The following is a 12,629-nucleotide window of genomic DNA, read 5'->3' on the forward strand; positions in this document are numbered from 1 at the left end:
GCACTACTCTACGTATTCCGTGAAATCTACGTTTTCCACGATCCAGCGCTTGCGCGGATCCACCTTATCACCCATCAAAGTGGACACCCTGCGTTCAGCCTTGGCTGCATCCTCTATCTGAACGCGTAACAAGGTGCGTGATTCGGGATTCATCGTTGTTTCCCATAACTGATCAGGGTTCATTTCCCCAAGTCCTTTATAGCGCTGAAGCTCAAAATTTCGACCAAATTCTTTTAAATAATTATCAAGCTGCTCGTCAGTCCAAGCATAACGCACCGTTTCGAGCTTACCCGACTTTCGAGTTATTTTATACAATGGCGGTTGAGCAATAAATATGCGTCCTGCATCAATAAGCTCTTTCATGTACCGATAAAAGAACGTCAACAACAGCACTTGAATGTGCGCACCATCTGTATCTGCATCGGTCATAATGATGATTTTGGAATAATTGCTGTCTTCCAGCGAAAACTCTGTTCCTACTCCCGCACCAATAGCTGCTGTAATAGCACGGTACTCATCATTCTTCATAATATCCGCCAGTTTGGATTTTTCCGGATTCATCGGCTTGCCCTTTAGCGGCAATATGGCCTGAATTTTGGAATCCCGTCCCTGCTTGGCTGATCCTCCAGCCGAATCGCCTTCCACAATAAACAACTCATTACGTGTAAAATCCTTGGACTGCGCAGGCGACAATTTACCATTCAAATTGGAACTTTCACTGCGCTTTTTGCCGGAACGCATTTCATCTCGAGCTTTACGTGCAGCTTCACGCGCTCTGGATGCTTGAACTGCCTTCTTGATCAAAGTTTGTGCTATCTGCGGATTTTCTTCCAAAAAACGCTGCATCTGCTCAGATACGATGGCATCCACTGTACTCCGTGCCGAAGCGCTACCCAGCTGATCCTTTGTCTGGCCGACAAATTCAACCTCAGCCATCTTGACACTGATTACAGCCATCATGCCCTCACGTAGATCGTTGCCCTCCAAGTTTTTATCCTTTTCTTTCAACATCACCGTTTTCCGGGCATAGTCGTTCATGACACGAGTGTAAGCGGTTTTGAATCCCGTTTCATGCGTACCTCCGCCACGTGTCGGAATGGAGTTAACAAACGAAGCAATCGTCTCTGTATAACCCGCATTGTACTGGATGGCAATCTCTACTTCAATGTCTTCTTTCTCGGCATTAAAGTGAATAACGTCATGCAGCACATCCTTACCCTCATTCAGAAAAGCAACAAACTGACTTGCGCCACCCTCATAAAAATACTCATCTGACTTTCCACTGCGTTCGTCTTTAAGTTGAATACGAAGGCCCGAATTTAGAAAAGCAATTTCCTGAAGGCGCTCAGCCAACGTATCGTAGTTAAAATGAATGCCTGCCTGAAAAACACGAATATCCGGTTTAAATGTAATTTTCGAGCCCGTCTTGTTAGTATTGCCCAGCACTTCAAGGCCTGTGGTCGGTTCCCCGACATGCTCCACGCCCTTCTTGTCCTGCCAATATTCAAACCGCTGACGGTGAATCTTGCCGTCCCGGTAAATTTCTACTTCAAGCCATTCCGAAAGAGCGTTCGTTACAGACGCACCTACACCGTGCAGACCCCCGGACTTTTTATATCCCGAACCGCCAAACTTACCTCCGGCGTGCAAAATGGTGAATACAACCTGAGGCGTAGGAATTCCCGTTTTGTGCATTCCCGTAGGAATACCGCGCCCGTTGTCTGATACTGTAACGGAACCGTCCTTATGCATTGTAATATCAATGCGAGAGCAAAACTTGGCGAGATGTTCATCCACCGCGTTGTCTACAATTTCCCATACCAAATGATGCAGCCCCGAAGAACTGGTGCTCCCGATGTACATGCCCGGCCGTTTGCGAACTGCCACAAGCCCTTCGAGCACTTGAATGTCGTCCGCGCCATATTCCGAAGCTCCGCTTTGTGTGCCGGACACTCCCGCAGACAAGTCGATTTTGTCGACCATTCATGCTCCCCCTTTGTCTAATCGTAACCGTGTTTTGCCTTATTCTTGATGATTTTCACCAAAAATGCAAACAGATGTTTTCTTTTACCTTGTCCATTTTAATTCAATATATCCCGTTTCGTAAAGACGGCGAATGAAACAATCAATGCCGCAGCCCCCCAAATGCCCAGTACAGCTAAAGAAAAGGGTAAGGTCATTCCCTCAATCGGGGCGGGGCTTCCAGATAAATAATCGGTTAATTCGAGGTTAACCATAAATAAATATTTAGCACTGTGCCAAGATGCAGCCATGTTTGTCAAAATAGTGCCCGAAATAAGTGCAGCCATCATGACCACGATACTTGCCGCCGTACTTCGTACCAGGACAGATACCATAAAGGCTAACGAAGCTACCACAAGACTGACAAACCAGATCAATCCGGCTTGCAGCATCAGATAATGCCATTGTGGAATCGCGTGTACAGCAGACAAATCCACCGTCGATCCAACAATTTGAAATCCGGTAAATACCGGAACATTAAAACCGCGAAAGCCAAAAAACAAGCCTGATATCAGATAACTAATCACAAATACAGCCAAAATAATGAGCGAGACGAACATATACAATGTCAGCAGCTTGCTCAGCAGTATTTTCCACCGCCTGACGGGGCGGGTCAGCAACATTTTTATCGTGCCTGTTGTCCGTTCTCCTGAAACCAGATCGGAAGCAATGGCCATAATCAACAGCGGAACGAACAGATTTATGGAATTATCCATAAACTCTCTGGTAAAGGTGACACCACTCGGCTCATTAGGATTCACATCATTTTCCAAATAATATTGCATCTGCTGCACAAAGACCCGACGGTAGGTCTTCCATTCCTCGGGAACCCTGTCACTTCCCAGCGAGTTTTGATTATCGGTAATCGCCTGACGCAGTTCGAGCCGCCAATCATTGCCGAATTTTTCGCGATTGTTTTCTGCCACTTTCATCTGAGCGTACGTAAAAATCGGCACAAGCACAAGTAAAACAAGCAAAATGACATAAAATCGTTTCTTCTTGATAATTTTGAGTGTTTCATTTTGTACGAGCGGTAAAATGTTATTCAAGTATCTCACCTTCCGTCATTTTCAGGAATAGCTGCTCCAGTGTAGGATTGATTTTGGTTACACCTTTAACGGAAATACCGGAAGCCGCCATTTGTGTCACCAGCTCCGCAATATGCTCTTCATCCATTTCTGTAAAAATTGCATCGGCTCCGCTGCCTGCAACAATGCTGTCATCAATTAATTCATCGGCGTTCGTAATTATTTGCACATGCGAAGAATTTTGCAATATGGCAAGCCCCTGATCACGAGGCTCCAGTTGCCATACGGCCATGTGCGAGTGCGTTTCAACCAGTTCCCGCACACCACCAACAGCTAGCACCTTTCCCCGACTTATAATTGCCACCCGATCACATAGTAGCTGGATTTCGCTGAGCAAATGGCTGGAAACAAATACAGCCATACCTTCTGCCGCTAGCAAACGGATAAAAGCTCTCATTTCCTTGATCCCCTTGGGGTCTAACCCGTTCGTCGGTTCATCCAAAATGAGTAATTTCGGTCTACCGAGCAAGGCTTGAGCTATACCAAGACGCTGGCGCATTCCGAGAGAATACGTACTTACTTTATCATGGATACGGCGATCGAGCCGAACCAGCTCAACGACTTCGCGGATACGCGGCTCGTCTACACCAGGCTGCATACGGGCAAAATGCTCTAAATTCTCCCACCCTGTCAGGTAGCTGTACACCTCTGGATTTTCCACAATAGAACCAATATGCCGCAAAGCCTGCTCAGGGTCACGATTTACATTATGACCACAGACGGTAATCGTCCCTTCCGTAGGCTTAATTAAATCGACCAGCATACGAATAGTCGTCGTTTTTCCAGCCCCATTAGGACCGAGAAATCCAAAAATTTCACCCGCACGAACGTCGAATGTTACATCATGAATGATCATTTTGCGTTTGATACGTTTCTTAACGTGCTGAACAGAGAGAACTGTTTCGTTATTGCTTCTGTCTCTGCTTGCGCTGCCAACCTGATTGGCGGAATGGAAACTGGACACTGCATCCCTTGATGTCGGATTTTGGGTTATTCCAGCCCCGGTCTTGTCAGCAGATTGGATGCTCATTACTTGTTCCCTCCCTTTTTCACTTCAGCGGGTTGGCTGCTTGTAGACTGTTGTTCATTATCCACATTATCGGCATCCTTCGTGGTTGCAACTGCAAACCCTTGCGCGATACGTTCAGCGATTGCCTGATAGCCCTGTCCGTTTGGATGAAAATGATCAGATGATAAATAGACGGGCAAATTTTGCTGGAATAAATCGAAAGTTGGAACCAGAGTCATATTGCTGTTTTGATTGGTAATTGCCATGGCAGCCAGATTCCATTCTGTTACCACAAGATTACCGGGAATTTTCATTTCCTGCAGATCACTGAATGGATTATATAATCCGACATAGATAATTTTAGCATTCGGATTGATTTTCCCTACCTTTGTCAGCACTTTTTGCAGACGTTTGGCGGCATCAGGCACAGCTTTACGCAAACCACTAAGTGTAGGTGGCTCTTTACCAGTTTGGGCAGCCTGGGCCCCTTGAAATAAATCATTTCCGCCAATCGAGACAATAATGACGTTAGCTTTTTTCAACACATAAGAAACACCAGGCTCATCCAGCTTGGTCAATAGTCCTTGAGTCGTCAGTCCATTAATCCCCAGATTATTTATGAGCTGAGCCTTATGGCCTTCCTGATTATTTAACAAGCTCACCGACCGACGCACAAAACCACTTCCGGAGTCATCCCCCGTGCCTTTGGCTAGCGAATCTCCAATGGCCGCTACCCGAAACTCTCCCGTCTGAGTAGTAGCTGATGGCGCAGTTTGTGCCTGCGATGAACCGGAATGTACAGGTTGAGTGCTAACCATTGGCTCTGGAGCCGTGATACTTTGTACTGCTGTAATAAATCCGTACAATAATAGCAATGTGGCGGCAATGGAAACGGAACCGACAGACCGCCAAATCCATTTTGATGAATTCACTCGTGTTCCCTCCTGATAGCTTAGTGAAATAAACATAAAGCTTCTCATATCATTTTGCAAATAAACTGTTCTGAATAAAAGCGCAATAAATGCTTAGAGTCACACATAATTTCCCATGAACATGCAAAAAAAGGATGGCAAATGGCCACCCTTATATTATACTTTCTTGTGCGAATAGTTTATCCTCTCAACTCTAATCAGACGAACCAAACTATTTACTATCAGGGATGAAACTTTTGATCCATTGTCCAAAACTGCCTGGATTTCGACTTTGAATCAGTACCGTCCCTTCACCGCGAAAGCGGCATACAAGCGCTTCTCCACTCGTTACGCTGGACAACCAGCCTTTAGATGCTTTTTCAATTTTATAATCCATATAATCCGGCCATGCCACCAGATGAGCATTATCAATAATACGCTCCTCTCCTGGCGCGATATAAATGGGATGAATGGCTCCATAAGAGGACAGGAATACCGTACCTCGACCACTGATTTCTACGATAAAAAAACCTTCACCGGAGAATAAACCTTTCATCAGGTTTTGCATTTTGGTGCTTACCTCAATGCCTTCCGTACAAGCCAGAAAACCGTCCTTTTGGACCAACAGTCTATACGTGCCATCCAGTTCCACCGCTTGTACATCACCTATACTGGCAGGGGCTAACAACACTTCAGCCGGTCCCCGGGCTGCCCTCAGTTCTTGAAAAAAGAATTTTTCTCCGCTCAGCATTCTGCCTAAACCACGTAACAGTCCACCGTCTACCGTCCCCTTTATATCTACACTGGAAGTCATGGAAACCATTGCTCCCATTTCCGCTTTAATCATTTCTCCGGGGTTCAACTGCACCTTGAGCATAGCAAAAGCACCTTCGTGCACGATTTCATAGCTCATTTGTTCACCTAGCTTTCCATAAGTAGTCTGCCATCCATTCAACTTGCTGCTATCATACTATAAATACGTCCCTTATGTCTTTTCTGGTATAAAGCAATGGGTTTCCTACTGGAGGAATAAGAGACACCAAAAGACCCGCTGAACGTGTCAGCGGGTCTCCAGATTAACGTCACATCACTATCTTTTCGTAGCAGCGACATAGCGTTGGGAACGTATTTACTATCATCTTAGTTACGTGTGAACTCTTGTACCCAATATCCATTGTAGTAAGCCACACCAATTTGTGTATATTCTGCCTTCAAAATATTCTCACGATGTCCCTGGCTGTTCATCCAGGCTTTCATTACTTCTTGTGGTGTTTGTTGCCCCATTGCAATATTCTCACCTGCATACGTATAAGTTACACCGAATTTTTTCATCATATCAAATGGTGAACCATAGGTCGGAGATGTATGGGAAAAGTAATTGTTCGTACTCATATCCTTCGCCTTGACTAAGGCAACTTCTGTAAGCTTCGCATTCGATGCGAGGGGCTTGAGACCTTTTTGGCTGCGCTCGTTATTTACAAGCTTTACAACCTCAGCTGCAAATTGGGACTTGCTAAGTTGTGCATCCGATCCTGCAGACTGACCCGCGCCTGAGTTTGTGTTTTGTTTTTGGGTCTGTTGCTTGTTACTAGACTGCGAAGCCTTTTGGCTATCCTGTTTGGTTGTTGTTTGTTTGCCGGATGAAGGATTTGCTGTTTTGTTTTTAGCCTTGTCCTTTTCAGAAATATCCTTAGTTACGGTCTTTGTTATCGTAGTCGTCCCGTTGGACATATTGACGGTATATCCGTTATTTTGAAACCATTGTTGCAGTTGGGTAGTCAAATCGTCAGCTGGTGAAGCTGATGCCGGAACGATGAATCCTACGGATAAAATGGCGCTTAGACTTCCCATCACCAGTGTTTTTTTCAACATATTCTTCATTTCGTCATCTCCTTGTTGTATAAATGCCTTGGTGTGAACGCGTCTGGTTACAACTTTGTAATCTTTACTCTAGCAGTATATCATGTTTTATAGCAGGATCAATGGTATAAAAGTTGGAAAAAAAATAGCCCCGCTTGGAAATGCCCAATGCGGAACTAAGTTAAAAGTAGTGAGGCTTTAAGTATTAGATTGTCTTGTTATAGGCTGATTATCTAAGCTTTTTGCTGAAACGGTAGCCTTGCTTTTCAAAGCCGATTCGATTGTAGAATGCTCGGGCCTCTACTTGTTTGATGCGGTTATTCGCTCCGGTAATGAATAAATGATAGCATCCTTGCGCACGTCCCCACTCCTCACCACAAGCCACCAGGCGCTTGCCAATGCCCTCGCCGCGATACTCCCCGCTCACGACCAGCATGGTGATTTGTACGGCAGGATCAGGATAAGCCAAGCTTTGAGCCGTATGCATGCCGATTACTCCGACAACACGACCATCCATTTCTGCAACCATCATATTCGCTTGACTGTCCTCCCGCGTTGTTCCCATAACTTCTTTCATTACACCACAAGTCATCGGGTATCCGACTTCTCTTAGTAGTCCAGTTACGGCTTCGCAATCGCCAAGCTCTACGGAACGAATTGTCAGTACTGGAATCATCACATTGTTAGACATGATTTACCTCCACTTTCAGCATATTAGCAGCTTCTTTGGCCGTCTTCCGTGCTGTTTCCACATCTTCTGCAGCGCTAAGCGCTACAGCCATCCGGCGTCCCGGCTTGGTTTCAGGCTTCCCGAACACTCGCACCTGTGTCCGGGGTAGCAATAATGCATCATGCAGACCGCTTATTACAAAATCCCGCGTAGCCACTTCTGCCTTCAAAGTAGCTGAAGCTCCTGGTGTAAGCAGCGTGACGGATGGCACCGGGAATCCGAGAATGGCCCGCACATGAAGCGCAAATTCCGACAAATCCTGCGTGATCATGGTCACCATTCCTGTATCATGCGGACGAGGGGATACTTCACTGAATATGACGCTATCAGCTGTTAAAAACAGCTCTACGCCAAACAATCCGTAACCACCCAGTTCATCCGTAATCGTACGGGCAATGTTCTCCGCCTCCGAAAGCTGCTTGTCCGTCATGCCATGAGGCTGCCAGGATTCGACATAATCCCCATCTTTCTGAATGTGGCCAATCGGTGGGCAAAAAGTCGTACCCGAAACCGATCTGACGGTCAATAAGGTAATTTCGCTCTCAAACGGGACAAAAGCTTCAACAATGACACGTGTTGTTTTGGCACGCGCGCCTTCCAGCGCCGTATTCCAGCAGGATTCTGCATCTTCGAGTGCCCGGCATACAGACTGCCCTTTACCCGACGAACTCATCAAAGGCTTGACCACACATGGCGTGCCCAGCTCATGAACCGCCAACCGCAACTGCTCAAAGTTATCTGCAAACCGATAGGCAGCAGTCGGAAGCTGTAATTTCTCGGCAGCTAGCCTGCGGATACCTTCCCGGTCCATCGTAAGACGGGCGGCACGGGCCGTTGGTACTACGTGAAATCCTTCTTGCTCTAATTCTTCCAAAGCACCCGTAGCAATAGCTTCGATTTCAGGTACAATTATGTCGGGCTTTTCCTTACGAATTAGTGCCTTCAACGCCTCAGCATTCTGCATATCCAGACAGTGAGAGCGATGGGCCACCTGCATTGCTGGAGCCAGTTCATAGCGATCTACAGCAATACATTCCACGCCAAGCCGCTGAGCTTCAATAATGACTTCTTTTCCCAATTCGCCGCTTCCCAGCAGCAGCATTTTCTTAGCCTTGGCAGAAAAAGGAGCACCCCACATCTTGAACTCTTCCCCCTCTGACGAAATTGCTCTGATCTCTTTTCATCTTTATTTTCAGGGTTTAGCTCCAAGAATGCAATAGTGCTCGGCATTTAAATTTACAAAAAACGCGATTTTTTGATCTTTTTTTTACAAAAATCTGAACTGTGCTTCCACCAGCCCCCGATATATTCCATGTTTTTTCATCAATTGTTCATGATTACCACTTTCTTGGATTTCCCCATGATCCAGTACAACAATATGATCAGCATTCCGGATGGTGGACAAACGGTGAGCGACCATAAACGAAGTTCTGCCTTCCAGTAAAACCTGAAGAGCCTCCTGAATTTTCAACTCCGTTTCCGTATCAATACTGGCTGTGGCCTCATCTAGGATAAGAATTCGCGGATTTGCCAGCAAGGCACGGGCAAAGGATAAGAGCTGTCGCTGGCCCATGGACAACATTCCCCCCCGCTCCTCTACCTCTGTTTCATAGCCAGCTGGCAAGTGAACAATGAATTCATGAGCATTGACCGCCTTCGCAGCCGCTTCAATTTCCTCATCCGTTGCATCCAAACGGCCAAATCGAATATTATCGCGAATCGTCCCCGAAAAAATAAATGTATCCTGAAGTACGATGCTAATCTGCCTACGCAAGCTCTCTACCGTGACATCACGCACATCTTGACCGTCAATCGTAAGCCGTCCTGACGTAATGTCATAAAAACGGCTGAGCAGATTAATGATTGTACTTTTTCCTGATCCGGTATGACCCACAAGCGCAATAGATTGACCCGCTTCAACAGAGAGATTGATACCTTTAAGCGCCTGACGTCCCTTTTCATATTCAAAAATGACCTTTTCAAATTGGATATCGCCCCGTATGGGCGGCAAATCTTTTGCTCCCGCTTTATTCGCAATATTCGGCTGTTCATCCATAAACTCAAAAATTCGTTCTGACGAAGCCATCGCAACCAGTAGCTGATTATACATTTGGCCCAGCCGATTAATCGGCTCCCAAAAGTTCCCTACATAGTTAGCAAACGCAACCAGTAATCCCACCGTAAGTTGATCTGTCTGAATTAAATGCGCTCCAAACCAAAACAGCACAAGCGTACCAAATCCTCCGGTAATATCAATAAGTGGGCCAAAGACCTGATTCATGGCAGAAGCCTTATCCCACGATTTTTTGCTAGAGCTGTTCATGTCGTCGAAATAAGCCATGTTTTCCTGCTCCTGCGTATACGCTTGTGTCACACGAATCCCCTGAATAGACTCATTCAAATGAGAGTTGATACGCGAGTTCTTCATACGCACTTCTTGCCAAGCGCGGCGGATGCGTACGCGCAGCTTGGTCGAGATCAAAAACATGATCGGAACGGTCACAATTACCGCCAAACCGAGCTTCCAGTTAATAAGCAGCAAAATGACAATAATTCCGATTAGCTGTACGCAGTCAATCAGGACATTCACTGCACCGTTCGTAAAAAGATCCTGTAGCGAGTTAATGTCATTCGTCACGCGCACTAATACAGAACCTGCTGGTCTCTTATCAAAAAAGTTAAAGGATAGCTTTTGAATATGCTTGAATAAATCTTCACGCAAATCGTAAATAACCCGTTGACCGATAATATTGGTGAATTTAATGCGGTACGTGCTGGCTGCCCATTGAATCAAATATAACAAGAGCACGGCACCCGTGATGAGCAGCAGCAACTTTACGCTGGGCAGTGCAGGCCATGCGGGAGCAATTGCCTTATCAATGGCCAGACTGATCAAATAAGGAACCGTCAGTTTGGTAATGGTGCCGAGAATCATCATGACCAGAAGGATCGGCAGAATCTGACGGGCATAAGGCTTCATATATGCCAGCAAACGTTTGAATTCTGACCAGTTAAACGGTTTGTCAATGACATCATCATCTTGATAGACAAAGCGTTCATTCGTTGGCTTTTTTAACGGTTTAACTTTTTCTGCGGGTATATTCATGGTCTCACCTGCCCTTCGGATACACCGTCTGGAGCCTGAGCTATGTAATCGGCGTATTGAATATGATACACATCCTGATATGGACCTGGAGTAGCAATGAGCTGTTCATGTGTTCCACGCTGGACGATTCGTCCTTCCTCAAGCACCACAATTTCATTGGCATGACGAAGCGAAGAGATTCGATGAGCGATTATAAATGTTGTTCGACCACGCATAACCTCTTGAAAACCGGTCTGTATTTCATGCTCTGTCTCCATATCAACCGCACTGGTAGCATCATCCAGTACCAGTATTTTCGGATTTTTGAGTAGTGCGCGCGCGATGGCGATTCGTTGTTTCTGTCCTCCAGACAGTCCCAATCCACGTTCTCCGACGACAGTGTCATATCCCAGCGGTAGTTCAGTTATGAATTCATGCGCCTGAGCCAGTTTGGAAACGCGTATTATGTCATCCATACTGACATGACTTAAACCATATGAAATATTGTTGCGTATAGAGGACGAAAACAAAAAAGTCTCCTGAAACACGGAAGAAATTTGAGCACGCAAATCGCGAATCTTCAAGTGACGTATATCCTTGCCATCCAACTTGATACTTCCTGCATTCACATTATAAGCGCGCATGAGTAATTGAATAATGGTAGACTTCCCTGACCCCGTTCCGCCTAAAATTCCAATGACTGATCCCGGTGGTGCGTCTAAATTGATGTCTACAACAGCAGGGAGCTTATTTCCGTAAGCAAAGGTAACATGTTCAAACGTAACATGTCCTGCCACCTGATCGACATCGAGTGTAAGTGCTCCGGCTTCATCGGTTACATCTATGGACTGATTTAGCAGTTCCAAGACCCTTTCACCAGAAGCTTTGGACTGCGTATAGTTATTGATATGAAAGCCAATGCTCCAGATGGGGCCGATAATATACCAAATTAAGCTAAAGAAGGCGACGAGCTGCCCCAAGGTCATTGACTTCTGAATAACCAGATACCCCCCCATGCCCAACAGAAGGACCACACTGACAGAAGCAATCAGTTCCATAGCGGGGAAAAACCGACTCCATAAGGAAGCAGCCTGAATTTGATTACTTTTGTATTGCTCATTACGTACTGAAAATTTCTCAACTTCATATGATTCGCGGGCAAAAGATTTGACGGTTCGCACACCTGTTATATTTTCTTGGACCGCTGTCGTCAAGGCGCTAAGGGCAATCCGCATTTCCTGAAAGGTGGGATGAATCCGGGATTCAAACTTGAATGTGACGAAGAGTAGCAATGGCATGCTGATCATCGTAATGAGGGTGAGCTGCCAGTTAATATACAGCATCATCATAGAGCCGAATACGACCATCAGTAGCACATTGAGGAGTTGGGCAAAACCAAACCCAATAAAGTTACGAATTGCCTCCAAATCACCAGTCAGTCGGGACATGAGATCCCCCGTTTTGGCAGTGTCATAATATCTGAAGGACAGAAATTGCAGCTTTTCGTAACAAGCATTGCGGAGTCGGTACGCCAAGTAGTTACCTAGCCGTCCACCAAAAAAACCATGTAAAAATTGCATGAACCCTTTGATGATGACTACTCCCAGCACAGTCAGAGCGAGCGCCGGAACTTTCCCGAAGTCACCGGGGATGATAGCGTTATCAATTAGCCTTTGGAGCAGGTTCGGATACACCAGTCCCAGGGCCGTCGCTATCGCAAGGCATAAAATAGAAAGAAACAGATAGTGTCTCCTCTCGCGAAAAAAAACTTGCAGTTGCCTGAGCACTTCCATGTCAATGTCCCTCCATTAGTTGCACGACGTTGTTATATGGCTTAGTGAAGTTTACCATTCGCGTTCCAAGGCGGCAAAGAGGATAACAAGCCGTATTCAGGCAGGTTATCAATTGGTGGGTGATTAGACAA

Annotated in this window: 10 protein-coding genes; all 10 read right to left on the minus strand. The window is 45.9% G+C overall.

Annotated elements, in window-relative coordinates; translation table 11 throughout:
* Nucleotides 1-3 precede the first annotated feature (3 nt).
* A complete protein-coding gene (parE, locus tag KAI36_RS14875; protein ID WP_025722029.1) occupies nucleotides 4-1,983 on the minus strand; it encodes a DNA topoisomerase IV subunit B in 1,980 nt (659 codons plus the stop codon).
* Nucleotides 1,984-2,081: 98 nt separating this feature from the next.
* Nucleotides 2,082-3,071, minus strand: a complete 990-nt coding sequence (locus KAI36_RS14880; RefSeq protein WP_220025278.1) for an ABC transporter permease — start codon at nucleotides 3,069-3,071, stop codon at nucleotides 2,082-2,084.
* Complete coding sequence (locus KAI36_RS14885) at nucleotides 3,064-4,140, minus strand: ABC transporter ATP-binding protein (protein ID WP_220025279.1); 1,077 nt, start codon at nucleotides 4,138-4,140, stop codon at nucleotides 3,064-3,066. Before KAI36_RS14885 ends, KAI36_RS14880 begins: the two co-directional genes overlap by 8 nt.
* Nucleotides 4,140-5,087: a GDSL-type esterase/lipase family protein gene (locus tag KAI36_RS14890; protein ID WP_220025280.1), complete on the minus strand. Its 948-nt coding sequence runs from the start codon at nucleotides 5,085-5,087 to the stop codon at nucleotides 4,140-4,142. Before KAI36_RS14890 ends, KAI36_RS14885 begins: the two co-directional genes overlap by 1 nt.
* Before the next feature lie 175 nt (nucleotides 5,088-5,262).
* On the minus strand, nucleotides 5,263-5,943 hold the full coding sequence (locus KAI36_RS14895) for a TIGR00266 family protein (RefSeq protein WP_220025281.1): 681 nt from the start codon (nucleotides 5,941-5,943) through the stop codon (nucleotides 5,263-5,265).
* Nucleotides 5,944-6,170: 227 nt separating this feature from the next.
* Nucleotides 6,171-6,911, minus strand: a complete 741-nt coding sequence (locus KAI36_RS14900; RefSeq protein ID WP_220025282.1) for a CAP domain-containing protein — start codon at nucleotides 6,909-6,911, stop codon at nucleotides 6,171-6,173.
* 208 nt (nucleotides 6,912-7,119) lie between these two features.
* Complete coding sequence (locus tag KAI36_RS14905; protein ID WP_013310623.1) at nucleotides 7,120-7,581, minus strand: GNAT family N-acetyltransferase; 462 nt, start codon at nucleotides 7,579-7,581, stop codon at nucleotides 7,120-7,122.
* Nucleotides 7,574-8,758 carry a formate-dependent phosphoribosylglycinamide formyltransferase gene (gene purT / locus KAI36_RS14910; RefSeq protein WP_220025283.1) on the minus strand — a complete coding sequence of 395 codons (1,185 nt, stop codon included), beginning with the start codon at nucleotides 8,756-8,758 and terminating at the stop codon, nucleotides 7,574-7,576. Before purT ends, KAI36_RS14905 begins: the two co-directional genes overlap by 8 nt.
* 129 nt (nucleotides 8,759-8,887) lie before the next feature.
* Nucleotides 8,888-10,726 (minus strand): ABC transporter ATP-binding protein, encoded by a 1,839-nt coding sequence (locus KAI36_RS14915; RefSeq protein ID WP_220025284.1) that lies wholly within the window; start codon nucleotides 10,724-10,726, stop codon nucleotides 8,888-8,890.
* The gene (locus KAI36_RS14920; protein ID WP_220025285.1) at nucleotides 10,723-12,498 is read right to left on the minus strand and encodes an ABC transporter ATP-binding protein; all 1,776 of its coding nucleotides are present in this window, start codon (nucleotides 12,496-12,498) and stop codon (nucleotides 10,723-10,725) included. The genes KAI36_RS14915 and KAI36_RS14920 overlap by 4 nt, the downstream gene beginning before the upstream one ends.
* Nucleotides 12,499-12,629: the final 131 nt, after the last annotated feature.

The sequence above is a fragment of the Paenibacillus sp. S02 genome, assembly GCF_019454065.1.
Taxonomy (GTDB): domain Bacteria; phylum Bacillota; class Bacilli; order Paenibacillales; family Paenibacillaceae; genus Paenibacillus; species Paenibacillus polymyxa_B.